Source organism: Pedobacter sp. GR22-6 (assembly GCF_037402555.1).
Taxonomy (GTDB): Bacteria; Bacteroidota; Bacteroidia; order Sphingobacteriales; family Sphingobacteriaceae; genus Pedobacter.
Genome location: NZ_JBBEUC010000002.1, coordinates 925,395 through 951,758, shown reverse-complemented (window position 1 = coordinate 951,758; position 26,364 = coordinate 925,395). Strand labels below are relative to the sequence as shown.

The 26,364-nt window shown below is 40.4% G+C and carries 28 protein-coding genes; 15 read left to right on the top strand and 13 right to left on the bottom strand.

What is annotated here, in order from left to right; genetic code table 11:
- The first annotated feature begins 395 nt into the window (after nt 1-395).
- Together WAE59_RS11710 and WAE59_RS11705 are read left to right on the top strand one after the other, a co-directional pair.
- Entirely contained in the window at nt 396-581 is a 186-nt protein-coding gene (locus tag WAE59_RS11710; RefSeq protein WP_337856144.1) for a hypothetical protein, read from the top strand.
- Nucleotides 582-652: 71 nt separating this feature from the next.
- Nucleotides 653-1,774, top strand: coding sequence for a GNAT family N-acetyltransferase (locus WAE59_RS11705; protein WP_337856143.1), 1,122 nt, complete (start codon nt 653-655; stop codon nt 1,772-1,774).
- Nucleotides 1,775-1,782: 8 nt separating this feature from the next.
- Here WAE59_RS11705 and WAE59_RS11700 read toward each other — a convergent pair whose 3' ends face one another.
- The 7 genes from WAE59_RS11700 to mce all read right to left on the bottom strand — a co-directional run bounded on the left by WAE59_RS11700 (nt 1,783) and on the right by mce (nt 7,138).
- On the bottom strand, nt 1,783-2,112 hold the full coding sequence (locus WAE59_RS11700) for a helix-turn-helix domain-containing protein (protein ID WP_337856142.1): 330 nt from the start codon (nt 2,110-2,112) through the stop codon (nt 1,783-1,785).
- A gap of 32 nt (nt 2,113-2,144) precedes the next feature.
- Nucleotides 2,145-3,503 carry a UDP-N-acetylmuramate--L-alanine ligase gene (locus WAE59_RS11695; RefSeq protein WP_337856141.1) on the bottom strand — a complete coding sequence of 453 codons (1,359 nt, stop codon included), beginning with the start codon at nt 3,501-3,503 and terminating at the stop codon, nt 2,145-2,147.
- Nucleotide 3,504: 1 nt separating this feature from the next.
- On the bottom strand, nt 3,505-4,344 hold the full coding sequence (gene prmA, locus WAE59_RS11690; RefSeq protein WP_337856140.1) for a 50S ribosomal protein L11 methyltransferase: 840 nt from the start codon (nt 4,342-4,344) through the stop codon (nt 3,505-3,507).
- Nucleotides 4,345-5,106: a triose-phosphate isomerase gene (tpiA, locus tag WAE59_RS11685; RefSeq protein ID WP_337856139.1), complete on the bottom strand. Its 762-nt coding sequence runs from the start codon at nt 5,104-5,106 to the stop codon at nt 4,345-4,347.
- 29 nt (nt 5,107-5,135) lie between these two features.
- Nucleotides 5,136-6,308 carry a putative sugar nucleotidyl transferase gene (locus tag WAE59_RS11680; RefSeq protein ID WP_337856138.1) on the bottom strand — a complete coding sequence of 391 codons (1,173 nt, stop codon included), beginning with the start codon at nt 6,306-6,308 and terminating at the stop codon, nt 5,136-5,138.
- Nucleotides 6,309-6,379: 71 nt separating this feature from the next.
- Nucleotides 6,380-6,628 carry a type B 50S ribosomal protein L31 gene (locus tag WAE59_RS11675; protein WP_099437417.1) on the bottom strand — a complete coding sequence of 83 codons (249 nt, stop codon included), beginning with the start codon at nt 6,626-6,628 and terminating at the stop codon, nt 6,380-6,382.
- 93 nt (nt 6,629-6,721) lie between these two features.
- On the bottom strand, nt 6,722-7,138 hold the full coding sequence (mce, locus tag WAE59_RS11670; protein WP_337856137.1) for a methylmalonyl-CoA epimerase: 417 nt from the start codon (nt 7,136-7,138) through the stop codon (nt 6,722-6,724).
- Between the two features lie 122 nt (nt 7,139-7,260).
- On the opposite strand from mce, the gene WAE59_RS11665 reads away from it, so the two are divergent.
- From WAE59_RS11665 to WAE59_RS11640, 6 genes are all read left to right on the top strand, one after another.
- A complete protein-coding gene (locus WAE59_RS11665; RefSeq protein ID WP_337856136.1) occupies nt 7,261-8,472 on the top strand; it encodes an IscS subfamily cysteine desulfurase in 1,212 nt (403 codons plus the stop codon).
- A gap of 34 nt (nt 8,473-8,506) precedes the next feature.
- The gene (gene iscU, locus WAE59_RS11660; protein WP_337856135.1) at nt 8,507-8,920 is read left to right on the top strand and encodes a Fe-S cluster assembly scaffold IscU; all 414 of its coding nucleotides are present in this window, start codon (nt 8,507-8,509) and stop codon (nt 8,918-8,920) included.
- Between the two features lie 35 nt (nt 8,921-8,955).
- Nucleotides 8,956-9,282: a HesB/IscA family protein gene (locus WAE59_RS11655; RefSeq protein WP_337856134.1), complete on the top strand. Its 327-nt coding sequence runs from the start codon at nt 8,956-8,958 to the stop codon at nt 9,280-9,282.
- A 71-nt stretch (nt 9,283-9,353) separates the two neighbouring features.
- On the top strand, nt 9,354-11,255 hold the full coding sequence (locus WAE59_RS11650; protein WP_337856133.1) for an AMP-dependent synthetase/ligase: 1,902 nt from the start codon (nt 9,354-9,356) through the stop codon (nt 11,253-11,255).
- 79 nt (nt 11,256-11,334) lie between these two features.
- Nucleotides 11,335-13,056 carry a lysine--tRNA ligase gene (lysS, locus tag WAE59_RS11645; protein WP_337856132.1) on the top strand — a complete coding sequence of 574 codons (1,722 nt, stop codon included), beginning with the start codon at nt 11,335-11,337 and terminating at the stop codon, nt 13,054-13,056.
- Nucleotides 13,057-13,143: 87 nt separating this feature from the next.
- Nucleotides 13,144-13,359 (top strand): hypothetical protein, encoded by a 216-nt coding sequence (locus WAE59_RS11640; RefSeq protein WP_337856131.1) that lies wholly within the window; start codon nt 13,144-13,146, stop codon nt 13,357-13,359.
- 9 nt (nt 13,360-13,368) lie between these two features.
- On the opposite strand, the gene WAE59_RS11635 is transcribed toward WAE59_RS11640, so the two are convergent.
- Nucleotides 13,369-13,908, bottom strand: coding sequence for a DUF2892 domain-containing protein (locus WAE59_RS11635; RefSeq protein WP_337856130.1), 540 nt, complete (start codon nt 13,906-13,908; stop codon nt 13,369-13,371).
- A gap of 158 nt (nt 13,909-14,066) precedes the next feature.
- Between WAE59_RS11635 and WAE59_RS11630 the strand changes: the two genes are divergently transcribed.
- Nucleotides 14,067-14,579, top strand: a complete 513-nt coding sequence (locus tag WAE59_RS11630) for a thioredoxin family protein (protein ID WP_337856129.1) — start codon at nt 14,067-14,069, stop codon at nt 14,577-14,579.
- 1 nt (nt 14,580) lies between these two features.
- Nucleotides 14,581-15,261 (top strand): uracil-DNA glycosylase, encoded by a 681-nt coding sequence (ung, locus tag WAE59_RS11625; RefSeq protein WP_337856128.1) that lies wholly within the window; start codon nt 14,581-14,583, stop codon nt 15,259-15,261.
- Here the strand turns inward: ung and WAE59_RS11620 are convergent.
- Nucleotides 15,258-15,728, bottom strand: a complete 471-nt coding sequence (locus tag WAE59_RS11620; protein WP_337856127.1) for an Lrp/AsnC family transcriptional regulator — start codon at nt 15,726-15,728, stop codon at nt 15,258-15,260. The genes ung and WAE59_RS11620 overlap by 4 nt on opposite strands.
- 139 nt (nt 15,729-15,867) lie before the next feature.
- On the opposite strand from WAE59_RS11620, the gene WAE59_RS11615 reads away from it, so the two are divergent.
- Genes WAE59_RS11615 through smpB form a run of 3 tightly spaced genes read left to right on the top strand, consistent with a single transcriptional unit; the run spans nt 15,868 to nt 18,906 of the window.
- Entirely contained in the window at nt 15,868-16,521 is a 654-nt protein-coding gene (locus WAE59_RS11615; RefSeq protein WP_337856126.1) for a metal-dependent transcriptional regulator, read from the top strand.
- Nucleotides 16,522-16,555: 34 nt separating this feature from the next.
- Nucleotides 16,556-18,433: an Nramp family divalent metal transporter gene (locus WAE59_RS11610; protein ID WP_337856125.1), complete on the top strand. Its 1,878-nt coding sequence runs from the start codon at nt 16,556-16,558 to the stop codon at nt 18,431-18,433.
- Nucleotides 18,434-18,456: 23 nt separating this feature from the next.
- Complete coding sequence (smpB, locus tag WAE59_RS11605; protein ID WP_337856124.1) at nt 18,457-18,906, top strand: SsrA-binding protein SmpB; 450 nt, start codon at nt 18,457-18,459, stop codon at nt 18,904-18,906.
- A 1-nt stretch (nt 18,907) separates the two neighbouring features.
- Here the strand turns inward: smpB and WAE59_RS11600 are convergent, their stop codons facing one another.
- The 3 genes from WAE59_RS11600 to WAE59_RS11590 form a co-directional block, all read right to left on the bottom strand.
- Nucleotides 18,908-19,564: a protein-L-isoaspartate(D-aspartate) O-methyltransferase gene (locus tag WAE59_RS11600; RefSeq protein WP_337856123.1), complete on the bottom strand. Its 657-nt coding sequence runs from the start codon at nt 19,562-19,564 to the stop codon at nt 18,908-18,910.
- A gap of 100 nt (nt 19,565-19,664) precedes the next feature.
- Nucleotides 19,665-22,142, bottom strand: a complete 2,478-nt coding sequence (gene priA / locus WAE59_RS11595; protein WP_337856122.1) for a replication restart helicase PriA — start codon at nt 22,140-22,142, stop codon at nt 19,665-19,667.
- Nucleotides 22,142-22,525, bottom strand: coding sequence for a DUF423 domain-containing protein (locus WAE59_RS11590; RefSeq protein ID WP_337856121.1), 384 nt, complete (start codon nt 22,523-22,525; stop codon nt 22,142-22,144). The genes priA and WAE59_RS11590 overlap by 1 nt, the downstream gene beginning before the upstream one ends.
- Nucleotides 22,526-22,596: 71 nt before the next feature.
- On the opposite strand from WAE59_RS11590, the gene WAE59_RS11585 reads away from it, so the two are divergent.
- Entirely contained in the window at nt 22,597-24,204 is a 1,608-nt protein-coding gene (locus tag WAE59_RS11585) for a hypothetical protein (protein ID WP_337856120.1), read from the top strand.
- Nucleotides 24,205-24,235: 31 nt separating this feature from the next.
- Nucleotides 24,236-25,666 (top strand): DUF5723 family protein, encoded by a 1,431-nt coding sequence (locus WAE59_RS11580; protein WP_337856119.1) that lies wholly within the window; start codon nt 24,236-24,238, stop codon nt 25,664-25,666.
- Here WAE59_RS11580 and tsaB read toward each other — a convergent pair whose 3' ends face one another.
- The gene (tsaB, locus tag WAE59_RS11575; protein ID WP_337856118.1) at nt 25,667-26,350 is read right to left on the bottom strand and encodes a tRNA (adenosine(37)-N6)-threonylcarbamoyltransferase complex dimerization subunit type 1 TsaB; all 684 of its coding nucleotides are present in this window, start codon (nt 26,348-26,350) and stop codon (nt 25,667-25,669) included.
- Nucleotides 26,351-26,364: the final 14 nt, after the last annotated feature.

The following is a 26,364-nucleotide window of genomic DNA, read 5'->3' as shown; positions in this document are numbered from 1 at the left end:
CACTTACTAAGTAAAAAACAGAGTAAGTTAAAATTGCATTATACTTGTTATAGATATTAAAACAAACAGCAGTTTGTAAAAAGCGTTCTTATAGAATTGATCAAAGATATTTTACCTAACCTAAAACTATATCTCAATTCAGGTTTCATTTGTGTGTTAAAAAATGGTAAAGCTTCAACTTTACCATTTTTTTTTGCCTCTTTTTTTGCAGTTCGTCAACCAAGGTTAGCTTCTTTTAAAAAACATTATTTTGCAAATAAGTATTTCTGTAATTCCTTTTTTTCTTATTTTTGGTCTATCAAAAAAACATAAAAAAGACCACCAGTTCTATTTTAAAAAGATTTTTTGTAAATTTAAATCATAAATAAAAACCTCAGGGAATTATATTTTTTGTAATGAAAACTCCAAAGAAACCAACTAAGAAAAGTGAGTTCGTTGATCCAGAAGAAGAGATGGAAGATTCACAGGAACAAACAACTAAAAGTAAAAAATTCGACGATGATGATGACGATTTTGACATGCCATTAGACGACCTGGATACTTTTGATACCTTCGGAGACGATGATGATGATGATTATTAATAATTAAAAACATAAGAGTTACAAGCATCCCAATGGGATGCTTTTTATTTTAATAGCCCTAATACAAAAGCATGACCATATCACCCGTATCTGACCGAGTAAGCCGAAGAGATTTTTTAAATGTTGCACGTTCCATTTACAAAAACGACAAGAATTGGATCTGTCCGCTGGATCAGGACATTGAGGACATTTTTAGTGCCAATAAAAATCCATTTTTTAACCATGGCAAATGCGGCAGATGGGTATTAAAAAACGATCAGGGACAGCTAATTGGAAGAGTCGCAGCTTTCATTAACGAAAAAAAAGCCTATCAGTACAATCAACCAACCGGAGGCATGGGCTTCTTCGAATGCATCCACGATCAAAACGCGGCTTTCCTGCTATTTGAAACTGCTGAATCGTGGTTGAAAGAAAACGGAATGCAGGCTATGGATGGACCAATTAATTTCGGTGAAAATGATTCTTTTTGGGGCTTGCTTGTGGAAGGATTTACACCTCCATCTTATGGAATGAATTACAATCCACCCTACTACGCAGATTTCTTTAAAAATTATGGATTTGAAACCCAATATCAGCAGATTACAAACCATCTTGCGGTAAAAAAGCCATTTCCAGAGCGTTTTACAAAAATTGCCAATTGGGTGGCTGGTAAACCAGGCTACACTTTTGAACACTTCGAGATTAAAAATGCGGACAAATATGTATCAGATCTCATGGAAATTTACAATGATGGATGGAAAGACTTCGACAATTTTGTTCCTATAAAAAAAGAAACGCTGCAGGAAAGCTTTAAAAAAATGCAAACGATTATGGATGAAAAATTAATCTGGTTCGCTTATGTCAACGGCGAGCCTGCATCCTTTGTGGTGATCATCCCTGATGCCAATCAAATGATCAAAGACTTAAATGGCAAACTTGGCTTGATAGAAAAGCTAAAATTTGTATACAAACGCTGGAAAGGAGTCAACAGAATGCGTGCGATTGTTATGGGGACAAAACAAACTTATCAAAAGCATGGACTCGAATCTGCGTTATTTATCAAGTTAAAGGAATATGTTCTTCCACTTAATCAATATGAAGAACTGGAACTCTCCTGGGTAGGTGATTTTAATGATAAGATGCTATCTATTCACGAAGCAACAGGCGCCACTTTCGGAAAGAGGCACCTGACGCTACGTAAAATATTTTCTTAAGGGAGGACTTATTTTTCGCGAATCTCTTCGTAGAGATCAATGACCTTTTTTTGAAGTTTGATAATTTCCTCTTCCCTTTGAGCTAATTTTTCTTTCAAACTATTGATCTCTTCAAAATTAATGGACTGAGGATTCTCTCCCTCTTTTGAAATGATGTCCATCGTAGATACTTCAAATAAATTAGCGATTTGTGCCAGTCTTGAAATGTTTATATCGGTAATTCCCGTTTCTATTTTTGAAAATGCAGGAATCGAAATATTTAAACGTTTCGCAACCTCACCCTGACTCCATCCATTCTTCTGGCGCAATTGTCTAATGTTTTTACCAATGATATTCATATCGTAAATTTAGGTTTGTTATTCTGTTCTTTTTAGGATAGTGTATTCAACTCACGTGCCAATATACTAAGATCCAAGCCACCAAAGTTTCCAGAACTCATTAGTAACAGATTTGTTTCGTAAAAATTCATGCTTAATAAGTAATTCGACAACAACTCTGAATTATTAAAAAACAGTATCCGGTCACTATTGAAAGCAATCTGAACATCCGTTTTTGTAAAAGGTGTTAATTTTTTATGCTCAAATGTTTTCTCATCTATATAAACTATTGCCAGGTCAGCTTCCTTCATCGTATCGGCATATTGCTCAAGAAATTCCTTATTCAGACTGCTAAATGTATGCAACTCTATACACGCTACGAGCTTTCTTTCCCCAAATTGTGTTTTAACAGCATCAATAGTGGCCTTTAATTTTGAAGGAGAATGGGCGAAATCTTTGTATACATTAGTTCCAGGAACCGCATTCAAAAGTTCCAGACGCTTAGCTGCACCTGTAAACGACGATATGGCAATATCAAATGCATTACTGTCTATTCCTAATTTGGCACACACCAGTTTGGCTGCATTTAAATTCATCAGGTTATGATCTCCAAACACACGTAAGGGAGTACGCTCAGGCAATAAGTAAGTGATACCATCTTTTACTTCGTGTGTGGGGATTTCGTAACCTATCTTCTCCAGTTCCGGATGAGAATTAACAGCAATATCTGCTAAATCTTTGTCCACACTACAATAAATTAATGTACCACCTGGCTGTATGGTATCGATAAAAATCTCAAATTGCCGTGTATAATCCGCGTAGGTTGGAAACACGTTAATATGATCCCAGGCAATTCCACTTATTACGGCAACATTGGCTTTATACAAGTGAAATTTAGGTCTCCTGTCAATTGGAGAAGCTAAATACTCATCTCCTTCAATAATGATCAAAGGGGCCGATTCAGTGAGTTTTACCATCGTATCGAAGCCTGTTAGCTGCGCACCTACCAAATAGTCAAAGTTCTTCTCACAATAATTGAGGACATGTAAAATCATAGAAGTAATGGTTGTTTTCCCATGACTTCCTCCAATGACTACGCGAAGTTTGTTCTTCGTTTGCTCATATATATATTCCGGGTAAGAATATATCTTAAGTCCCAGTTCCTGTGCTTTAAGCAATTCAGGATTATCCTTAAGCGCATGCATACCAAGAATCACCGCATCTAAATCCATCGTAATTTTTGCCTCATCCCAACCCATTTTTTCCGGGAGAATTCCGTGCTTGGCTAATCTGCCGGCAGAGGGTTCAAAAATAACATCGTCTGATCCGCTAACCTGATAACCCTTCTTATGTAAAGCAATGGCCAGGTTATGCATAGCACTGCCCCCTACGGCTATAAAATGTATACGCATATTAATTCTTTTTAAAATGGGCCGCCACCCAATCGCCAATCTTAGAATGTCCGATATAGCTGATCCGATGTTTATTACATTCTGCTGTGATCATTTCTAAATCAGGATGCTCATAAAAACCACTAAAATAAATACTGCCAGCCGATTCTAATCTTCCTGCGTAATCGGAAATCTGATCCAACAGAATATTTCTATTGATGTTCGCAAGTATGACATCAAACGTAGTTTCTGGAATTATTTCTTTTCCTCCACACAACGCTGTAATATTGCTGATCCCGTTCAATGCTGAATTTTCAATCGTACTTAAATAACACACCTCATCATAATCGATAGCAACCAATTCCTTCGCTCCCTTCTTTGATGCCAGAATAGCCAGTATTCCTGTTCCACATCCCATGTCCAGCACTGTCTTACCTTCTAAGTCCGACAGCAGTACATATTGCATCATCATCGTAGTGGTCTGATGGTGGCCAGTACCAAAAGCCATCTTGGGATCAATAACAATTTCATACTTATACTCTGGTCGAGGTTGATGAAAAGTTGCTCTTACATAGCATTCATCTGAAATGATCAGAGGCTCGAAATTCTTTTCCCATTCTTCATTCCAGTTTTCCGCAGCAATCTCTTCCACTGTATAAATATATTCCAGTTCGTCCTCGAACTGGAATAATAATGCTTTCAACTCCTCTTCATTGTAATGATCAAAATCAACAAAGGCTGCGAACCCATCCTGAGTTTCTTCAAAGGTATTATAGCCAATCCCGGCTAATTGATCGATCAACAAATCCTTTTGAAAATCTTCTGCCCGGGTAAAACTGAAAGTAACCTGAATGTATTGCATCTATGAATTGAAAGTTTTAACAATGTCAACAAAATCTCTTGATTTCAATGACGCTCCGCCGATCAATCCGCCATCAATATCCTTTTGAGCAAATAGTTCAGCTGCATTCTTCGGATTACAACTTCCACCATACAGAATGGTTGTTGCTTCAGCTACTTCCAGATCATATTTTGTAGCGATCTCATTTCGGATAAATGCATGAACCTCTTGAGCTTGTTCTGATGTAGCCGTAAGACCTGTACCGATGGCCCATACTGGTTCATAAGCGATCACAATTTTACTAAAATCTCCAGCTGTTAAACCAAATACACCTTTCTCCAATTGCCCCTTCAATACGTCAAAATAACTTCCATTATTTCGCTCATCCAGGGTTTCACCGATGCAGAACAATGGGGTAAGGCCATTTTGCAAGGCAATTATTGTCTTCTCTGCAAGTAATTCATCACTTTCCGCGAAATATTGACGCCGCTCAGAATGGCCGATAATGACATACTCGCAACCAACGGATTTGATCATTTTAGCGGAAATCTCGCCAGTATAAGCTCCACTTTCCTTCTGATGGCAATTTTGAGCACCGATTGCAACAGTAGTACCGCCTAACTGAGCCAAGCTATTCAGGTGAATATAGGGTGCACAAACGATAGCCAATTGATCACCTTTTTTTTCGTCCTTCACCATATTTACAATTTCCGAAAACAGAGCTATACCTTCTGCATACTCGAGATTCATTTTCCAGTTTCCTGCTACTATTTTTTTTCTCATTTTTTTAATTGTGTTTTATAATTTAGGTTCTAAAAATGTCTATAAGTCTTTGTGTCTTCAAAGACCTGGGTTAATATCTTTCGTTCGACCTCGTCGAATATTAAATTTCTGCGTTCATAAACTTTGACTGCCGTTTCGAACATCTTGTTCAACGTGTAAACCTCAAATCCATGAGCCCCGCCCCAGGCAAAATCAGGAATAAAATTCCGTGGAAATCCTGGGCCAAAGATGTTTGCACTCACGCCGGCGACGGTACCAGTATTAAACATGGAATTAATCCCACACTTTGCATGGTCTGCCATAACCAAACCACAAAACTGTAATCCGGTCTTTCTAAAGCTTTCTTTTTTGTAATCCCAAAGCCTCACTTCTGCATAGTTGTTCTTCAAATTTGAATTATTGCTATCAGCTCCAATATTACACCACTGACCAAGGACTGCATTACCAAGGTAGCCATCGTGTCCTTTGGAGGAATATCCCCAAATTACTGCATTACTGATCTCTCCTCCCACCTTGCTAAAAGGACCAATTGTAGTTTCGCCATAAATCTTTGAACCCATCTTCACCTGGGAGTCATGACACAGCGCAAAAGAGCCTCTGATATGACATCCTTCCCATACCTGTGCGTTTCGACCAAGGTAGATGGGGCCGTTTAAGCTATTGAAACTGGAACATTCGGCACTTGCTCCCTCTTCAGCAAAAAACTGATTACCTATAAATGTATTCGTTGAACTGAGTGTTGCTGAAACCCTGCCTTTAGTGATCAGTTCAAAATCGAGCTTTAATTCAGCATCATTGAACTTGAAAAGATCCTCCGGAAAAACAATCTGATTAAAATTAGCTTCGTAAGCTATGATATCCAGGGATTCCGGCGTATTTGTAAATGTTTCAATATCTCCCAGACAGGCAATTATTAAATCGTCTTTTTTTAAACACTGACCCGGTTTTAGTTTTGAAACAGCCCCAGTTAGGTGATCTGTAGGGCATACAGACCCATTAATAATTAAACCAACAGCCCCATGAATAGGCGGATATTTCTCCGAAAGGTAATTTTGCGTAAGAAAACCTGCAGTAGCATTCAACCTCTTTTGCCATTTTTCAGCTATAGTAAGGATCCCAACTCTTAGATCAGCAACGGGTCTGGTAAAAGTCAAAGGACGCAAAGAAGCCCAGGCAGCGTCATCAAATAAATTGATAGTCATAAGCAGCAAAAATAAAAAAAGTCCCGTAGCAACAGCTACGGGACTTTAAATAATTTTCTATTTTGGTAGAATTACTTCTTAGCGTAACGAGTTTTGAATTTATCGATACGACCAGCAGTATCAACCAATTTCATTTTACCAGTATAAAAAGGGTGAGAAGTGTGTGATATCTCTAATTTATACAGAGGATATTCGTTACCATCTTCCCACTGAATAGTCTCTTTAGTATCTACACAAGATTTTGTTAAGAAAGAATACTCGTTAGACATATCTTTAAACACTACAAATCTATAGTTTGATGGATGCAGATCTTTTTTCATATTATTATATACTTATTTGTCGCTTATTTTGAGGATGCAAATATCAGAATTTTATTTTTCAATCGCAAACCTATGTGGAAAAGATTTTTTACATTAGCCGATTTGTGCCGTTGGAATCTGCTGACAAAGCTCTATCAGCACGCCATTTGTACCTTTTGGATGCACAAAACAAACCATTTTATCATCCGCCCCCCGCTTAGGTTGCTCATTAAGCAATTGAAATCCGGCAGCTTTCAAACGGCTCATCTCACTGAGAATATCATCTACATCAAAGGCAATATGGTGTATTCCCTCACCTTTCCTCTCTAAAAATTTAGCGATTGGACTCTCTTTTGTAATCGCAGCGAGTAACTCGACTTTGTTATCGCCAGCCTTGAAAAATGCGGTATGTACACCTTCTGAAAGCACATCTTCTGTCTTGTAACAGCTGACGCCAAGTAATTGCTCGTACAAAGCTGAAGCTGCGCTCATATCTCTCACCGCTATACCAATGTGTTCGATCTTCTTCATATACAAATAACGTTAAACAAATGTAAAAATGCGAGTTTTACCTATAGGATCATAGCGATTATTTATAACTCTTGGCGATCTTTTTTCGTATCTTTGTACCTTATTAAGCATAAACAAAAAAGATGGAACTTCCTATTTACTTAGATAATAATGCGACTACTCCCCTTGACCCAAGGGTTTTAGAAGCGATGTTACCTTATTTCACCAATAAATTCGGAAATGCTGCAAGCCGGAATCACGCATTCGGATGGGTAGCTGAAGAAGCTGTTGATTATTCACGTGAACAAGTAGCTAAACTGATTGGCTGTACTGAAAAAGAGATCATATTTACTTCTGGTGCTACGGAGGCAGACAATCTTGGCATCAAGGGCGTTTATGAAATGTATCAGGATAAAGGTAACCACATCATCACTGCGACCACTGAACACAAAGCTGTATTAGATACTTGCAAACACCTGGAAAAACTAGGTGCTAAAGTTACATACCTTAAAGTAAAAGAGGACGGACTGGTTGACCTTCAGGAATTGGAAGCAGCAATGACCGAACAAACGATCCTTGTAACCATCATGTACGGCAACAATGAAATCGGTGTAGTTCAGCCTATAAAAGAAATTTCCGCGATTGCACATAAATTTGGTGCGTTATTCATGACCGATGCGACACAGGCTGTGGGTAAAATACCAGTGAATGTAAATGAAGACGGCATTGACTTGATGGCATTTTCTGCTCATAAAATGTATGGACCAAAAGGTGTCGGAGCTTTGTATGTACGCCGCAAAAATCCAAGGGTTAAGGTGACAGCGCAAATGGATGGTGGTGGCCATGAGCGGGGAATGCGTTCAGGGACATTAAATGTACCCGGCATTGTTGGACTCGGAAAAGCATGTGAACTTTGCAGACTGGAAATGGATGAAGAAGCTAAGCGTCTTTCCGGTTTGAGAGATAAACTAGAAGGTGCATTGAGCCAGATGGAAGAAAGTTATGTAAATGGCAATATCGATCATCGCTTACCTCATGTAGCCAACATCTCTTTTAAATATGTAGAAGGAGAAGGTTTAATGATGGCAATGAAAGACCTCGCGGTATCTTCAGGCTCAGCTTGTACTTCTGCTTCTTTGGAACCATCTTATGTATTGAAGAACCTCGGACTTTCTGATGACCTGGCACATTCTTCAATTCGTTTCGGATTAGGCCGCTTCACTACCGAAGAAGAAATCGACTACGCCATCGAAAACACTAAAAGTGCAGTAAACCACTTAAGAAACCTTTCTCCACTTTGGGAAATGTTCAAAGAGGGAATTGACCTGAGTAAAATTGAGTGGGCGGAACATTAAGATAAACAAGAATCATATATTAATCTAAAATATCATGGCATACTCTGAAAAAGTAATGGAACACTATACCAACCCGAGAAACGTTGGTACTCTAAATAAAGACAGTAAATCAGTAGGAACAGGTTTAGTAGGCGCACCAGAGTGTGGAGACGTCATGCGTCTTCAGATCGAGGTCGATGAAAACAACGTAATTACTGATGCAAAATTTAAAACTTTCGGTTGTGGATCGGCAATTGCTTCGTCGTCCCTGGCTACTGAATGGTTAAAAGGTAAAACTGTAGATGAAGCATTGACCATCGACAATATGGATATTGTTGAGGAACTGGCTTTACCTCCAGTGAAGATCCACTGCTCAGTTTTGGCTGAAGATGCAATTAAATCTGCCATTAACGACTACCGTGTAAAAAATGGACTGGAGCCAATTGAATTACCTAAATCTCATCATTAAGGAGTTTAGAACAGTATATCCTAACACGTATAACAATGATCACGATAACAGATAAAGCAAAAAGTAAAATCGATAACCTGATGCAAGATTCGCAACTGGATGAAAGCTATTTTTTGCGCGTTTCGGTAAAAGGTGGCGGATGTTCGGGATTATCATATAATCTGGATTTTGACAATGAGGAGAAAACGGGAGATCAGTTTTTTGAAGACAGAGGTATTAAGATCGCATTAGATATGAAATCTTTCTTGTACCTGGCTGGTACTGAACTCGATTTTACGGATGGCCTCAACGGCAAAGGCTTTAGCTTCAATAACCCAAATGCCAGTCGTTCTTGCGGCTGCGGCGAAAGTTTTTCAGTTTAACAGACATTCACTATATTTGTAAAGGGCACCCAGGTGCCCTTTTTTAGTATAGCTATAAAACGACGCAACATATGGTATCATTCAATGAGTCTTCTACGGTTCCTAGCTTATTGCGGAATGTGGTCACCAATATCCATAAACCTGAAGAGATTTTTCTGATCGACAAAAAAAATACGGAATGGGAAGAAATCTCTTTTAAAACTACACTTGAAAACGCTGATGCTGTATCTGCGTTTTTTTTGGATAAAGGAGTTGGCAAAGGAGACAGAATGGGTTTAATGATCGAGAACTCTCCCGAATATGTTTATTACGATCAGGGCATTCAACAGATCGGTGCAATTAATGTTTCAATATATCCCACACTCTCAGAACACGAAGTAGAATACATCATCAATGATTCAGGCATCAAAGCAATCCTAATCGGCAATACTTTTCTTTTTAAAAAAATTCTTAAAGTTGCTGCAAACTGCAAAAACCTTGTATATATCATACCCGCATTTCCGGAGTATCTCAAGATACCCCTTCCAGATGACCTACAGGCAAAAGTATTTAGCTTCGCAGATATCCTCAACTCAAGAAATAGCATTACTCCCGAAAAAATTACGGAGATCAAAGTTATTAGAGAATCTCTACTGCCATCTGACATCTCCTCTCTGATATATACTTCAGGGACGACAGGTACTCCAAAAGGCGCCATGCTCTCTCATTACAATTTCGTGGAAAATGTAAAGGTATGCCTGGAACAAATACCAGTAATAGACGAAACAGAGACTTTCCTGTCTTTTTTACCACTTTCTCACGTTTTCGAGCGTACAGCAACCTATCATGTGTGCTGCGCACAAGGATGTAAAATTGCTTTTGCACAAAGTCTTGAACTATTGGCAAAAAACATGGGCGAAATCAGGCCGACCGTAATGAATTGTGTACCTCGTCTACTGGAGAAAATACATGATAAAGCGATTAAAAGTGGAACTGCTGCAGGTGGATTGAAAGCCAAAATCTTCCTTTGGGCGTTAGAAACCGGACAAGAATATCGTAGAAGCGAAAACCCGGGATTATTACTCTCCGCAAAAAAAGCTATCGCGGAAAAACTGGTCTTTAGTAAAATTAAGGAGAAAACCGGTGGCCGTCTGAAGTTCATGATCTCTGGCGGAGCTGCCTTACCTAAAAATGTAGGAGAATTCTTTGGTAATCTTGGCATCAAAATATTGGAAGGTTTTGGTCTTACGGAGACTTCGCCAGTGATGGCTGTTACCGAATATCACCGTCAGGTGTATGGCACTGTAGGCCGGGTCATACCTGGTATCGAAATCGGCATCCAGGATATTGAAACCAGAGAAATGATCAGCATACAAACGCACCATACTTTTCAAGAGAACTTTGAGTGCGTAGAGGGCGAGATCATTGTGAGGGGGCATTGTGTAATGCAGGGATATTTTAATAAACCGGCCGAAACTGCAGAGGCTATTGACAAAGATAATTGGTTCCACACCGGAGATATTGGCAGATTCTATCAGGGAAATCTTCAGATCACGGATCGTCTGAAGAATATGATTGTAAATGCATACGGTAAAAATGTCTACCCGACACCTGTTGAAAACGTTTATCTCAAAAGTCTAAAAATTGATCAGCTTTTCCTGATTGGGGACAAAAGGGAGTACCTAACTGCTATTGTCATACCAAATAAAGAAAATTTACAGGAAGCATTCGATCTACCAGAATCATTCTTTCAGGAGGAAGAAGTTTTTATTACTACTCCGGAGATCCTTGATTGGATCGGAAAAGACATTAAAAAATTTTCTAATGAGCTGGCCAAATTCGAACGCATTAAAAACTTTAAAGTAAAGCGCAATCCATTCAGTATGGAAGATGGGGAAATCACTCCCACACTCAAAGCGAAAAGGAAGGTGATCGAGAATAAATATGCGACAGTGATCAACGAAATGTATGCCGAATCAGTAGAGGCAGATTAAAAACAAATGCCTATTTTTGCCTAATTTTTAAATTATACACCAATCAGCTTATATGGCGACACGCCGTATATCACAAAATATGAGTACAGGACTATCAGAACTAGAGTTGTTGCGCAGAAATTCGCTCAACCAACTCCGTGAATTGGGTATTGACCCCTATCCTGCAGAAGCATTTGACATCAATGCCAATGCAGCAGATATTTTAGCAAACTACGAAAGGGATAAAACCGCCTATAAGAACATCAGCATTGCTGGACGAATCATGTCAAGGAGAATCATGGGAAGCGCAGCCTTTGTGGAACTTCAGGATTCAACCGGCCGTATACAAGTTTATCTGAAAAGAGATGACCTTTGCCCTGATGAGGACAAAACATTATACAATACTGTCTTCAAAAAGCTACTGGATTTGGGCGATTTTGTGGGCATTAAAGGTTATGTTTTCACCACACAAACTGGCGAAATCTCCATTCACGTCACTGAGTTTAAATTGCTCACCAAATCTTTAAAACCACTGCCCATCGTTAAACGCGATGAGGAAGGAAACATATTTGATGGCTTTACGGACCCTGAGCTTCGTTATAGACAAAGGTATGTAGACCTAACCGTCAACCCTAATTTCAAGCAAATCTTCATCAACCGATCAAAAGTGATCAACACGATGAGGAATTATTTTGACAATCAAGGTTGGATGGAAGTAGAAACACCTATTCTACAGCCGATCCATGGTGGAGCAGCGGCCCGTCCTTTCGCTACGCACCATAATACACTGGACATGCCATTGTACTTGCGTATCGCCAATGAGCTATACTTAAAAAGATTGATCGTTGCTGGTTTCGATGGTGTTTATGAGTTTGGAAAAATGTTCAGAAATGAAGGAATGGACCGCACTCATAATCCCGAATTTACCTCTATGGAAATCTATGTGGCTTATAAGGATTATATCTGGATGATGGCCATGGTAGAAGAATGCCTTGAAAAAATTGCATTAGCCATTCATGGCAGTCCAATCGTTGAGGTTGGCGGAGAAAAAATCAATTTCGAGGGGCCGTACGAGAAACTATCGATGTATGAATCCATTCAAAAGTATACTGGTATCGATGTTTCCAATATGACGGAAGCAGAGTTGCAAGCGACCTGCAAAAGCTTGAATATCGAGATTGACGATTCAATGGGCAGGGGTAAATTGGTGGATGAAATATTCAGCGAAAAGGTAGAAGCCAATTTGATCCAGCCAACTTACATCACTGATTATCCTATAGAAATGACGCCGCTGGCCAAAAAGCACAGAAGCAAGGAAGGACTCGTAGAACGTTTTGAACTCTTCGTCATGGGCAAAGAAATTGGCAATGCGTACTCAGAATTAAATGATCCGATTGATCAACGCGAACGCTTCGAAGATCAGTTGAAATTAGCCGAGAGAGGCGATGATGAGGCAATGGCTATGGATGAAGATTTTGTTCGTGCATTGGAATATGGCATGCCTCCTACCTCAGGCTTGGGGATCGGCATCGACCGTTTGGTGATGTTAATGACCAATCAGTCGACCATACAAGAAGTACTTTTCTTCCCGCAGATGCGACCAGAGAAAAAGGCTAAAGTTACCACTGATGAGCACTTTATCGAAGCAGGGGTGCCCGCAGAATGGGTTCAGGTGATCCGCAAGATGAACATCAATACAATAGAGGAATTGAAAGCAGCCAACCCTAATAAGGTATTTAATGATTTGGGGGGAATGCGTAAGAAACTGAAACTCGAACTTAACATGCCTTCCAAAGAGGAAGTAATGACCTGGTTTGCTTAACACAAACATAACAAAAGCTTAAAGGCCTGCTATATAAAAAGATAGCAGGCCTTCTTTATTTTTATGGCGTATTAAAATCTGAAAAATATGAATACGTCAAGCCTTGAAATAACCGAAAACGAATATTGCATCAAATTAAACAAAGAATCATTTGATCTAACACTTATTCGTCAATTGATCACCCGAATTCAATCAGAGCAAAAGTTCTTTAGTAGAAAGAAGGACTATATGGAAGATGACATCATCAGTCGCTCCTCAGACTTCGACCACAATGAAAATTTCGACAGATTGAGCGAAAAATAAAAAAGGTACTTATCTGTACCTTACTTGCTGCTGTCTGTCCATCATTCCCATCTGATCTTTCATTTGCTTAATCTGGTCAGCCAGTAATTTATTCTTATCAGCTTTCTTTGCTTCAGTCAGGTACATCTGTGCCTCACGTTTGTTGCGTTTAGCCATTGCGATTCCAGCAAGGCTCAATTTCGCAAGGGCCACGTTGTGGTCCATGTGCAAACCTAAAGTCAACGATTTCTTAAAATATTTCTCTGACTGCATAGGTGCTTTTCTCGATTCGATCAAACCAATCAGTAAGTTATAATAACCGTGTTGAACGCGGATCAATTGTTTTTCATAATTGGTAATCTTTCTCAGATATACCTCCGCTTTAGCCATATCGTCTTTTCTTAAAAACCATTGTGCAAGCAGCATGTTCTCATGAAAGAAAAAAGTCACAAAAACCAAAATGCTCAAAAGCACTCCCAAAATACCCCAGCCCCAAACATTGGTGAAAAATATAGCTATAGAAGCCCCCAGCAGCACACCACCTATAATCAGACGAACGAAATTTGGCATATCCTTATTTATTTTTTTTTGCAAATATCGTGTTTAAATACCAAAAAACAGACTTAAAACAAGAATTTTAGTAAAAAAAAGAGGGCACATTATTGCGCCTCACAAACATTTTTCCATTCATTAACTTATAAATTTGTAACGTACAAACCTTCATTTAAATGAGAAGAATCATTACACTTGCATTAATGTTATTTGCCATGAACTCTATTGCACAAGATTTAAATCAAAAGTTCGAAGACCCGGGCCGGAACAAAATGGTTCTGATCAACAGGTGTACCCGTAATGCAATAATTTCTTTTCCTGGTATGAAGGAAAGATACGAAGAGCAATATCCGGTATATCACCCCGACTCATCCTTCATTCGAAAGCTGCAACCTTTAATTTCCGGAAAAAATATTACCGTCGTTTTAGGGACATGGTGTGGAGACAGTCAACTTCAAGTTCCCCATTTTCTAAAAGTGCTGGACAAGTTAAACGTCCCAGAAAAAAACGTCACATTCATTTGCGTTGATGGCCATAAAAAAGCGGCTCCTGGATTAATAGATCGACTCCAAATCACCAATGTACCAACCTTCATTATCCTGGAAAAAGAAAATGAACTTGGCAGAATCACGGAACAACCTCAACTTAGTATAGAACAAGATTTATTCAATATCCTTCAAAAAAAATAAAATGTCTGTAAACCTGGAAGAAAGCTGGCTTAAAGCCATTGATGGTGAATTTGAAAAAGATTATATGAAAAATCTGAAGGCTTTTCTGCTGGAAGAGAAACAACGCGGCGCAACTATATATCCAAAAGGCACCGATATTTTCAATGCTTTGGCACATACTCCATTTGACAAAGTAGAAGTCGTAATTTTGGGCCAGGATCCATACCACGGAACAGGACAAGCTCATGGCCTGTCTTTTTCTGTACAGAAAGGCATGACTATCCCACCCTCACTAAAAAATATTTATAAGGAACTTGAAGCCGACATTCCTGGTTTCAAAACTCCCGGGCATGGCAACCTTACGAAGTGGGCAGACGAGGGAGTGCTACTTCTAAATGCAACTTTAACAGTCCGGGCACACGAAGCCGGTTCACATCAGGGAAAAGGTTGGGAAATCTTCACAGATAAACTCATTAGTACATTATCTGAACAGCGCAAAGGCATCGTTTTTCTGCTATGGGGCAGGTATGCACAAAACAAATCGGCACTCATAGACGAAAGTAAACATACTGTTTTAAAGGCGGCTCACCCATCACCCTTTTCTGCTTACAACGGCTTCTTTGGTTGTAAGCATTTTTCCCAGGCCAATGCTATCCTGATTAAAGAAGGTAAAAAGCCAATTGACTGGCAGATCACAGATTAATATTCTAAAGGAACAATTGGTTCTTTTTTGGTGGTCGACATGATCATCATGGTCTGAAAGGTTTTCACCACGGAAATCTTACTAATTTTATCCATGATTAAGCGTTCATACGCTTTGATGTCATTTACATAAACTTTCAGCAGAAAATCAGCCTGCCCAGTTACGTGATGGCATTCTGTTACTTCTTTGATCTGGTTTACTTCATCCAGAAAAATCTGTATGGTATTGTTCTTATGAAAATCCAATTGAACCTGTATAAAGGTTTTGATGCCAAGACCCAATTTTTCTTCATCTACAAGAGCATGATAGCTTTTTATAAAACCCGACATTTCCAGTTTCCTCACGCGTTCTAAGGTAGGAGCCGGTGACAGCCCTATCTCCTGAGATAATAGTAAATTGGTAATTCTACCATTTTCCTGCAATAACTTAAGGATCTTAAAATCGGTTTTATCTAATTCTGCTGCCATCTTTATTTTTGATATGCTGCAAAGGTAGAATAAGAAAACATTATTCACCAAATTTTATTCTAAAAATTATGTCATTATTTATAGTTTATTTCCTCTGATTTTTTTAGATTTGTCTAAACTAATAGTTAGGCAAACAAAAATGCAATCCTTTACAGAAGAGAACTACCTGAAAATCATCTACCATCTTTCACAACATACCGCTCAATCGGTACAAACAAATTCCATAGCGGAAAGAATACAGACTAAGGCCGCATCTGTGACCGATATGATGAGAAAACTCTCAGAAAAAAATTTGGTTGATTATAGAAAATATCAGGGTGTAAAACTGACGGAAAAAGGGAGGTCAGCGGCCATTAATATTGTTCGCAAACACCGGCTCTGGGAAGTATTCCTTGTAGAAAAGCTGAACTTCAAATGGGATGAAGTGCATGACATTGCTGAGGAACTGGAACACATCAACTCTCCTGAACTCGTGGACAGGTTAGACGAGTTTCTGGCTTTCCCAAAAAACGACCCTCATGGCGACCCTATCCCTGACAAAAACGGAAAATTTGACAACGATACCTTTATCAAACTAAGCAAATTAAAACAAGGTGATCAGGGTATCATCCTGGGAGTCAGTGAGCACTCCGCATCTTTCCTTCAACATTTGGAAAAGATGGGACTGACCTTAGGCAAAAAACTAAGCATCCTGGACACAATCGACTTTGATGGCTCTGTAGAACTTCTTCTCGAAAATAAGAAAATCAATGTAAGCAGGGAAATTGCCAAACACATTTTAGTCAAGTTATAACCGTGAAAAACCTAAATGCCTCAAAAAATAAAAAATGAAAAACCCAGAAGTTAAAAAAAATGCAGAGTCCTTAAGTGAAGTGCACCAGAGCGTAGACACGAGTAAACGTAAAGGCTGGCGGCGAATTCTGGCATTTATAGGTCCGGCTTACCTGGTAAGTGTTGGTTATATGGATCCCGGAAACTGGGCTACCGATATTGCCGGAGGTAGCAAATTCGGTTATCAGCTCATCTGGATCCTCCTCATGTCAAACCTCATTGCCTTATTGCTACAATCACTAAGTGCCAGACTAGGTATTGTAAGGGGGCTCGATCTGGCCCAGGCTTCCCGCAATGCTTACCCCAAATGGGTCAATATCCCCCTTTTTGGTTTGGCTCAAACTGCAATCATTGCCTGTGATCTCGCCGAAATCATCGGTATGGCCATCGGATTAAATCTATTATTTGGCTTACCCCTTATCTGGGGTATCAGCATCACTATCTTCGATACCGTTTTACTTTTGTTCCTGCTCAATAAAGGAATGCGAAAAATGGAAGCTTTCATTGTATCTATGGTATTCATCGTTGGCCTTTCATTCCTCGTTGAAATGTTCATTGTAGAACCTTCTTTAAAGGAAGTCATACGTGGATTTGAGCCCAGTATGCTTTCAGGGGAGGCACTATATATAGCCATTGGTATCATCGGAGCTACAGTGATGCCCCACAATTTATACCTTCATTCTTCACTCGTGCAAACCAGGAAATTCGAGCGTGACGAGACTGGCATTAAGGAGGCAATCAAATTTAATTTTATAGATACAGCAGTAGCGCTTAACCTGGCCTTCTTTGTCAATGCAGCCATATTGATCCTTGCAGCAACGGCCTTTTACAAAAACGGATTGCACGAAGTCGCTGAGATTCAGGATGCGCATATGCTTCTTCAGAATATTTTTGGGAACGTAGCCCCTGCCCTTTTTGCCATCGCGTTGATCGCTGCCGGACAAAGTTCTACGGTGACCGGAACGCTTGCAGGTCAGATTGTTATGGAAGGTCACCTAAAGCTGCGTATACAGCCCTGGCTTCGTCGGATGATCACCCGCCTGCTGGCTATTATTCCCGCCTTTTTCACCATTTTATGGTTTGGCGATGATGCACTGGGCGGCTTATTGATCTTAAGTCAGGTAGTGCTCAGTCTGCAACTTGGTTTTGCAGTGATTCCTTTGATTCATTTCACCTCCGACAAGACTGCGATGAAAGGCTTTGCCATTAAGCCATGGGTACAAGTATTGGCCTGGATCAGCTCTCTTGTGATTGTTTCCTTAAACGTAAAACTAGTTATTGAAGAAATAGCTACATGGGGTGCCGACGGCGGATGGTATGTATATGTGATCATTGTTCCTTTAGCTATACTGATAGGAGCACTTCTTCTTTTTGTATTTATTTACCCAATGCTGAAATCTCAACGTCTTGTTGGCATTGTTGCCCCTCATGGCGGCGCGCTGAACATTTCTGAAGTTGAAAAAATCAATTATACGCGTATTGGCATAACCGTCGATTTTTCAGAAAATGACCGAAATACCATTAGACATGCACTCATACAGGGAGGAAAAACAGCACATTACCACCTCATCCATGTAGTAGAAACAGCTGCTGCGCGTTATCATGGCGATTCAGCAATGGATCACGAAACCCAAAGCGATACAGAAAATCTTCAGAAATATCAATCAAACCTCGAAGAACTCGGATATCAATCTACCCCCCATATTGGTTATGGAGGCACCGTGAAGGCGATCGTGAAGATTAGTAATACTGCTCAACTGGAACTATTAGTCATGGGCGCGCATGGTCACAAGGGCCTGAAAGACCTGATACTAGGTACTACCGTGAATTCTGTGCGTCATAAAGTAGCTATACCTGTATTGATAGTAAGATAAAATTCAGATATTAGCCGCTTCTTATGAAGAATGATATCCAAATAAAAAATAAAAGGGCCTATTTTGATTACCACGTTGTAGAGAAATTTAATGCGGGTATTGCTTTATTAGGTACAGAAATCAAGGCTATCCGTCAGGGAAAAGCAAACATGACCGATGCTTTTTGTATGTTCATTGGCAATGTTCTATATGTACGTAACCTCCACATTTCCGAATACAGCCATAGCTCATTTCATCACCACGACATCAAGCGAGACAGAATATTACTTTTACAAAAACGTGAACTCAAAAAGCTAAAATTCAGAAGTGAAGAAAAAGGTTATACCATTGTTCCCTTGAGGATTTTCACCAATGAGCGTGGCTTTGCAAAGATAGAGATCGCACTGGCCCAAGGAAAGAAAGAGTTCGACAAACGTGATAGCATCAAGGACCGGGAATCCAAACGCGAGATGGACAGGGCCATGAAACTATAGGTTACCAGGCTTGATCTCCTACCAGCGGCACAAACCTAAAGGTATCCAGTTCAATTCGCTCGTAGTCCGTTTCACTCACTCTGATTACTGTAACCATTTTCTGAGAATGTTCATCACCAACGGGGATCACCAATATCCCTCCTATTTTTAGTTGCTTTAGCAAAACTTCAGGCACAAACGGTGCACCTGCAGTAACGATGATCTTATTGTAGGGAGCGTATTCGGCTATCCCCTTCGAACCATCTCCAAAAAAGAAATGTGCATTATACCCCATTCCCGGTAGCACCCTTATAGTATGCCTATAAATACTTTCCTGACGTTCAATGGTATATACGTTCGCACCGAGTTCCATCAAAATGCAGGTCTGATAACCGGATCCAGTTCCAATTTCCAACACTTTATCACCTTTCCTAATATGAAGAAGTTCGCTTTGGTAAGCCACCGTATAAGGCTGTGAGATAGTTTGACCATCCCCGATCGGGAAAGCAATATCTTTGTAGGCCTGATTCCAAAAAGTTTCATCAAAAAAGAAATGACGCGGCACTTTTCCAATTGCTGCCAGCACATTTTTATCTTCAATACCTCTTGACTCCAGATGAGCTACCAATTTCTTTCTCGCGCCCTGTTCTCTGTAGTTATCAACAAACTTATATGCCATACCACCTCAAAAATAGAATTTACCCCTCATTTTCGCGAATAAACTTATCCCCATTCAGGTGAAAACATCTTAATCTGCACAGAATCAATTGCTATAAAAACTAATAAGGATCTACATCAATCTGGAAGTTTACAGACCTAAACTCTTTTTCTGATTGAAATTGCAGCATCACTTCTTTCAATATCGATTTCACTTTAGGCAATGACGTACTCTTATCGCTTTTGATGATTATCTGTTTGATATAATAATTGCGCACCCGGGATACCAAAGGCTGTTCAGGTCCTAAAATGCGGTAACCCAGATGGGTCCGCAGGGAATTGGCAAATTCTTTGGAAGCAATATTGAGGAGATCCGCGTCCTTATGTCTGATATTGATAAAAATCAATCTGGTAAATGGGGGATACTTGAACTCACGCCTTTCATTAAGCTCCGCGCGGTACATCTCTTCATAATGATTGCCAATCACCTGGTTGATGATCCGATGATTATCATCATAGGCCTGAATGATGACCTTTCCTTGCTTATCCCGCCTGCCGGCTCTGCCTGCCACCTGTGCAAGCAACTGATAGCTCCTTTCAAAAGCCCTAAAATCCGGATAGTTCAGCAGCGTATCTGCATTGATTACGCCAATCAGTGTCACATTGTCGAAATCAAGTCCTTTTGCGACCATTTGAGTACCGATCAATATAGCTGTCTTCTTCTCCTGAAACTCTGAAATGATCTGCTGAAGTCCATTTTTCGTACGTGTACTATCTACATCCAGCCTGGAGATCTTCACATCTGGGAAGATCAGGCTCAGTTCTTCCTCAACCCGTTCCGTACCAAAGCCCTTTTGTTCCACATGCACCGAACCACAGGCCGGGCAAATGTTGATACTACTTTGATGATACCCGCAATAGTGGCAATGGAGTTTTCCACTGGTCTTGTGATAGGTCAGAGATACATCACAGTTCACACATTTCGGCGCATAGCCGCAGGTCGCACAGATCAGTATCGTAGCATAGCCTCTTCTGTTTTGAAAGAGGATCACTTGTTCGCCTTGTTCCAGCGTAGCCGAAATCTCTTCGATGAGCTTGCTGCTGAAATAAGAAACCATTTTCTTTCTCTTGGTCTCTTCGGAAATACTGATCACTTCCTGCTCAGGCAGCGCTACGCCACCGAAACGCTCAGTGATGGTCACCAGACCATACTTCCCTCCCAGGGCGTTGAAATAGCTTTCTATGGCAGGCGTTGCAGAACCCAGCACTACCTTTGCCTTGTGCAGATACGCCAGGTAGATTGCTGCATCGCGGGCCTGATAGCGGGGTGCAGGATCCTGCTGTTTATAAGACGACTCATGTTCTTCGTCCACTACAATCAGTTTCAATTCTTTAAAAGGCAAAAATACCGCAGACCTGGCTCCAAGCACCACCCGATATTTACCGTTCAACACTTTGTTCCAGATTTCTACCCGTTCATTATTATTGAATTTCGAATGGTACACACCAATGGCATCCCCAAAATAACGTTGGATCCTTTCTACGATCTGTGTAGTTAATGCGATTTCCGGCAGCAGGAATAAAACCTGTCCGCCCTTCTCTATCGCCTGCTCAATCAGTTTAATGTAAATCTGCGTTTTTCCCGAAGCCGTCACGCCATGTAGCAACACGACGTCCTTTTCCACAAATCCCTGCTCAATTTCCTTCAGCGCCTTATCCTGAGCTTCACTCAACTTGAAATTGAGGATAAAATCATCTGAATACTCTTTCAGCCTGCTTACCGGGCGTTTGTAGACAGTAAATATCTCTTTATCTATTAATGCCTTTAGTGCTCCGGCGCCACAGTTGCTCTCATCCAGCAACTGTTGTTTAGATACCATTTGCTGTTGCTTGGAGACTTTCAGATAGGCCATAAAAGCGTCCAGTTGTTTCGGAGCACGCTCCAGAACAGCAAACAATTGTTTCAAGTTTTCCTCGTCCTGGTAGAAAGGATTTAGGCTGACAAAAGACTTCATCAGCGGTTTGTATTTCTCCACTACTTCTTCAGCAATGTATACCATTCCTTTATCCAGCAGGGAATTGATGATTGGATAAACTGTTTTCTGTCCCAACAATGCTGAAACATCATCAATAGTCAGGCGTGGCCTGCTTCTCAATGCGTTTAATATGGCTTCCTCTTTATCTGTAAATACCTGTACTTCCTCTTCCTGTACTAATTCTTTCAGCGCAATGATCGTCTCACTGGCCAGTTTCAGTCCGGCAGGAAGCGCGGCAGACATCACATCCCCCTCATTGCAAACGTAATAAGCAGTCATCCAGTCCCACAGTTCCAGCTGTTCAAGCGTAATGATTGGATAGGCGTCCACCACGTCAATGATGTATTTCGCTTCATAAACGCCTGGAGCTTCCTTACTGACGGTCTTGATCAAGGCCGTATAAATCTTATTCTTGCCAAACTGAACCACCACACGCTTACCCACTGCAATCTGGCCATTGAGTTCAAAAGGCACCCTATAGATGTAGTTCTTGGCCAGCGATAAAGGCAAGATCACTTCTATAAAAAGTGTCTCACGCTCCGCAAATTCTTCATCCTCAAACATTATTTGCTCCTTACTGCAGCTAAAAATACCGACAGCCAGCCAAGAATAAACAGCAAGCCACCAATTGGCGTCACCGGACCGATAAAACCAGTGGAAATACCCAATAGTTCAGTGGTCGACAGTAAATAAAGTGAGCCTGAGAAAAACACGGTACCAATGGTAAAAAACCAATAGGCTAATCGTTGCAACTTAGTTTCTTCTGTTTTCCATTGTGAAAGGAACAATAAGGCAAAGGCATGATAAAACTGGTACTCCACTCCTTTGGCCCATATTTCCAGGTCCGCAGCATCTACTACTTTTTTTAAACCATGCGCTCCAAAAGCGCCAAACATGACCGCAATAGCGCCCAATAGAGATGCTGTTAATATTATACGTCTACTCATCGTTACCGGCTTTTTTACAAAACAAACTTAGATAAAATTGAGAACTTTCTCTAAGTTTGCCTACACAGCAAATGAAAAAGATTCTCGTACTGATAATTACACTTTTTATAGCCATAGTGTTGATGGCCTACCTCTATTTTAGCGGTCTTAATGCAGATCAGAAGAATAGCGATAGCAGTCTCTATGCCGCTACTTTTAATTCTGCCTTAGTGCTCTCTTTCGAAAATGACAAAAGCATTATAGACATCCTGTCCAGTCAGGGGATTTTCAGGGAAATCACCGGTGAAGAAAAATACGCGGAACTGGAATCCATCAAAAAGTACCTGATTGCAGTCCCTGTGCTCAACAAAGCGGTAGAAAAGCAGGCCATTTTTATAAGCCTCATTCCCAATGGTAAAAGAGAGATGGACTTTCTCTATAGTACTCAGCTCCATTCCGGAAGCAACAAAACCCAACTCAGTACTGCACTGAAGCTACGTGGACTGAAATTGAGTGAAGAGCAAGATTTCACGAGACTCACACTTCCTGATAGCACTGTGTTATATTTAGGCATTAAAGATCACGTACTATTGCTTTCATCCGGCAAAAAGACGATGGCAGATATAATGCAAGCAAAATTCAGCAACAATAAGTTTTCAGCGTATATCAAAGCCAACAATAGGGTCAAAAAAAGTAGTCTTGCAGAATTATACATCAATTTTGAAGCCCTCCCCGATTTACTCAAACAAACCATGCCTGCTAAACTGAGTGGCGAACTCGCAGCACTGGACGCACTACATGCTTTCGCCTCACTCAGTTACAATTTCAGTAAGGAAAAAATGTTGCTCACTGGCATCACCTCAGTGGAGGAAGGCAGTAACTACCAGAAGTTGTTCGACAAGATCAAACCTCAAAAGATCAGCATTACCAACATGCTTCCTTCAACCACTGCAAACCATGCAATTTTTGCCCTGGATAATTATTCCAATTGGCAAAGTGACCTTCAGGACTGGTTCCATAAGAACAAAGAAGATCTGCAAAGAAAAAATGCCATAGAAAACTACAATCAAAAATACCGCATTAACCTGGATCAGGTATTCCCCAAATATTTCAACAATCAGTTCGTCAGTTTCCAACTTAGCAGTTCAGAAAAACTAGGAGCCATTTCACTCGTTAATGGCGATAAACTTGGGCAATTGCTGCTTGACCTGAGTACCGACTACAGCCCGGAAATCAAATCATTACGGGAAGACAATCTACTCTATTATTATTTTGGTGCACCTTTTAAACAATTCAAACGTCCTTTTTATTGCATTATAGACAACTACATGGTCTTTGCAAATCATCCAAGCACCGTTCAGTTCTTCCTGAACAACTACAAAAACGATCAGCTGCTCATCAATGACAAAGATTATAGCGAAGCAGCCAATCAACTTGCCAATACTGCCAACATCAGTTATTATATAAGCTTTGAAAACTCAACTGACATCTTTAGAAAAAACCTCTATCTCCCTTATTACAGGCAACTGAGAAACGAAAAAGGTATGAAAGCTTATACTGCCTTCATCTACCAGTTGAGTGGCGACAATGGAAAATTTCAGACCAACATATTGATGAGCAAAAAATCAACTCCCCAGGAATCGGCAGATGTCCCTTTTACTGTTGATTCCTTAACAAGCATTCCTAAAACAGAGAATTAATTATTAGCTTTAGCCAAACATCTGGTACCACATGAACAGAATATATTACCTGTCCCTCTGCTTTTTACTTTTCACTTCACAACTAAATGCACAACAATATGGGCTGTTCAATACCGGAACAATGTTTGACGGCTTTGAGAATCCTGCACAGAAAACTTTTGTGCTTGATTATTCAAGGGAACTGGCGTCTAATTTCTTCATCCCTACATTCAGCATAAATGCAGCCAATAAAGGTAACAACGATTTTATCCGGTTGCTTGCCAGCGAGGGTAAATACACGGCAAGAGAAGTTCCTCTAGGCACTAAAAAGCTCAATTCCATCACGCAAAACTCCAATACCTATATCGCAACGTTAAAAATTTTTAGGTCCTGGAAATACCAAAAGGAAATTGGCCTGTCCTGGCAGGTACGGACGGACGCCCGCATGGATTATACAAACGAAACCCTTGCTCTTCTCGACACTTACAGGCGTTTTGAGGAAAGTGGGTTGACAGATTTTGATGAAGCCTTCAACAATAAAGGTTTGGTACAGAGCTATCATCAATTCAGCCTAAGTTATCGCGAAAACTACGATAAGAAATTGGCCTTCGGGGTCAAACTCAGCCTGCTGAGTGGAATATCCTATAACCGCCTGAACATCACAGAATCTAATTTTAGCCGCCAACCCGATCCTGCTCCGGATGTCAGTGGAGACATCGCCGTAAAACTCTCAGGTTATTACAAGGCCAGTTTCTTAAAATGGGACGAACTGAAACAAAAAGACGTCGCCCCTCTTTTTAAAAACCCTGGTGCCTCAATCACAATGGGAACAACTTATACCGCAAAAAATGGAACTTTCATCATGGCCAATATCAAAGACCTTGGTTTGATCAGATGGAGCAGTAAGTCCGCAGTAGCTAACTTCAATCGCAGTGTTGCCATCAGCAATCCAGATACAATGAGCAACAAAGAAGTAGAAAATAAAATCACCGATGTAGTGCTCCTTACTGCTAAAAGGCAGGGCTTTTTTGCTCCTACCAATGCTAAGGTAGATTTCATGATTTCTAAGCCTTTCAATCGATACACCCCAAGCCTGATCATTTCTAAAAATATATTTTATCAGGGTGGGGACGCGGCGTTCGTCAACCGCTATAATTTCGGCGAGTTCTCGCTGAGCGCCATTCCAGCATACAATTTCGACGGTCTGTTTCTTTTTGGTGCACAAGCCCTTTACAAGACACCTAATTTTGAATTCTTTCTCGGGTCCGACAATCTCTTTAAGACTATCACACAGACCAATGCTAGTACCAAACAAGATGCGACAATAGGAAGCGGTTATAATGGCATTTCTGCCTATATGGGACTGGGAATCAAGTTCGGAAGAACAGTGGAGCATCCACAAAACAGTAGTTTTATGCCTGGCATCAACGACAATGAAGGGAGCTTCTTCAAGCGCCTATTTGGTCGGAAGTCAAGAAGATAGTTACTTTTTCCTGGGTGTAGTCACTACAAAATCTTTCAGATAGAAAGGTTCAAAGTAAGCCAGGTCCTCAAATTGGGCATTCACATAAGCCTGCTGAGCTAAAGCACTCATATTTCCAGCTGAATTATAGTTACGCTCAGAAAATACGGCATTCACATGTTCAAGTGTTGTGCTGCATTTAGTTGCACCATCACCGATGAAAGTCACTAATCCCCTCTCCAGTTCATCATCATAACTTTGTCCGTCAATGATTTTTGCCGTAGTTTCCCCTATAGCATCACCTGAAGCATCAAACAAAGCAGTGAAGACTTCCATTCTCCGGGCATCAATCATCGCACACACAATGCCATTGTAACCGGGCTGTTCAGCAATAAAGCCAGCCGCCATCATCTGCAAGGTAGGAACAGCGATCAGCGGTTTCTCCAAAGCATAACACAAGCCTTTAGCAGTCGATACACCTATACGCAAACCAGTATATGAACCTGGCCCTATGCTCACGGCAATGGCATCCAGATCAGCATACGATAATTTAGCTTCATCCATTACATCTGCTATAAAAAGTGTCAGGCTGCCCGCGTGAATATTACTCGCCATCAATTCTTTTAATGCAATGGTATGACCATCACGCGATAACGCAGCGGAACAAACGGATGTAGCGGTTTCGATCTGGAGTATAGTAGCCATTTAAAATTAGTATT

Bases quoted from the DNA above. Each gene is read 5' to 3' on its own strand.
- WAE59_RS11710 (WP_337856144.1), top strand. From the start codon at position 396: ATGAAAACTCCAAAGAAACCAACTAAGAAAAGTGAGTTCGTTGATCCA.
- WAE59_RS11705 (WP_337856143.1), top strand. From the start codon at position 653: ATGACCATATCACCCGTATCTGACCGAGTAAGCCGAAGAGATTTTTTA.
- WAE59_RS11700 (WP_337856142.1), bottom strand. From the start codon at position 2,112: ATGAATATCATTGGTAAAAACATTAGACAATTGCGCCAGAAGAATGGA.
- WAE59_RS11695 (WP_337856141.1), bottom strand. From the start codon at position 3,503: ATGCGTATACATTTTATAGCCGTAGGGGGCAGTGCTATGCATAACCTG.
- prmA (WP_337856140.1), bottom strand. From the start codon at position 4,344: ATGCAATACATTCAGGTTACTTTCAGTTTTACCCGGGCAGAAGATTTT.
- tpiA (WP_337856139.1), bottom strand. From the start codon at position 5,106: ATGAGAAAAAAAATAGTAGCAGGAAACTGGAAAATGAATCTCGAGTAT.
- WAE59_RS11680 (WP_337856138.1), bottom strand. From the start codon at position 6,308: ATGACTATCAATTTATTTGATGACGCTGCCTGGGCTTCTTTGCGTCCT.
- WAE59_RS11675 (WP_099437417.1), bottom strand. From the start codon at position 6,628: ATGAAAAAAGATCTGCATCCATCAAACTATAGATTTGTAGTGTTTAAA.
- mce (WP_337856137.1), bottom strand. From the start codon at position 7,138: ATGAAGAAGATCGAACACATTGGTATAGCGGTGAGAGATATGAGCGCA.
- WAE59_RS11665 (WP_337856136.1), top strand. From the start codon at position 7,261: ATGGAACTTCCTATTTACTTAGATAATAATGCGACTACTCCCCTTGAC.
- iscU (WP_337856135.1), top strand. From the start codon at position 8,507: ATGGCATACTCTGAAAAAGTAATGGAACACTATACCAACCCGAGAAAC.
- WAE59_RS11655 (WP_337856134.1), top strand. From the start codon at position 8,956: ATGATCACGATAACAGATAAAGCAAAAAGTAAAATCGATAACCTGATG.
- WAE59_RS11650 (WP_337856133.1), top strand. From the start codon at position 9,354: ATGGTATCATTCAATGAGTCTTCTACGGTTCCTAGCTTATTGCGGAAT.
- lysS (WP_337856132.1), top strand. From the start codon at position 11,335: ATGAGTACAGGACTATCAGAACTAGAGTTGTTGCGCAGAAATTCGCTC.
- WAE59_RS11640 (WP_337856131.1), top strand. From the start codon at position 13,144: ATGAATACGTCAAGCCTTGAAATAACCGAAAACGAATATTGCATCAAA.
- WAE59_RS11635 (WP_337856130.1), bottom strand. From the start codon at position 13,908: ATGCCAAATTTCGTTCGTCTGATTATAGGTGGTGTGCTGCTGGGGGCT.
- WAE59_RS11630 (WP_337856129.1), top strand. From the start codon at position 14,067: ATGAGAAGAATCATTACACTTGCATTAATGTTATTTGCCATGAACTCT.
- ung (WP_337856128.1), top strand. From the start codon at position 14,581: ATGTCTGTAAACCTGGAAGAAAGCTGGCTTAAAGCCATTGATGGTGAA.
- WAE59_RS11620 (WP_337856127.1), bottom strand. From the start codon at position 15,728: ATGGCAGCAGAATTAGATAAAACCGATTTTAAGATCCTTAAGTTATTG.
- WAE59_RS11615 (WP_337856126.1), top strand. From the start codon at position 15,868: ATGCAATCCTTTACAGAAGAGAACTACCTGAAAATCATCTACCATCTT.
- WAE59_RS11610 (WP_337856125.1), top strand. From the start codon at position 16,556: ATGAAAAACCCAGAAGTTAAAAAAAATGCAGAGTCCTTAAGTGAAGTG.
- smpB (WP_337856124.1), top strand. From the start codon at position 18,457: ATGAAGAATGATATCCAAATAAAAAATAAAAGGGCCTATTTTGATTAC.
- WAE59_RS11600 (WP_337856123.1), bottom strand. From the start codon at position 19,564: ATGGCATATAAGTTTGTTGATAACTACAGAGAACAGGGCGCGAGAAAG.
- priA (WP_337856122.1), bottom strand. From the start codon at position 22,142: ATGTTTGAGGATGAAGAATTTGCGGAGCGTGAGACACTTTTTATAGAA.
- WAE59_RS11590 (WP_337856121.1), bottom strand. From the start codon at position 22,525: ATGAGTAGACGTATAATATTAACAGCATCTCTATTGGGCGCTATTGCG.
- WAE59_RS11585 (WP_337856120.1), top strand. From the start codon at position 22,597: ATGAAAAAGATTCTCGTACTGATAATTACACTTTTTATAGCCATAGTG.
- WAE59_RS11580 (WP_337856119.1), top strand. From the start codon at position 24,236: ATGAACAGAATATATTACCTGTCCCTCTGCTTTTTACTTTTCACTTCA.
- tsaB (WP_337856118.1), bottom strand. From the start codon at position 26,350: ATGGCTACTATACTCCAGATCGAAACCGCTACATCCGTTTGTTCCGCT.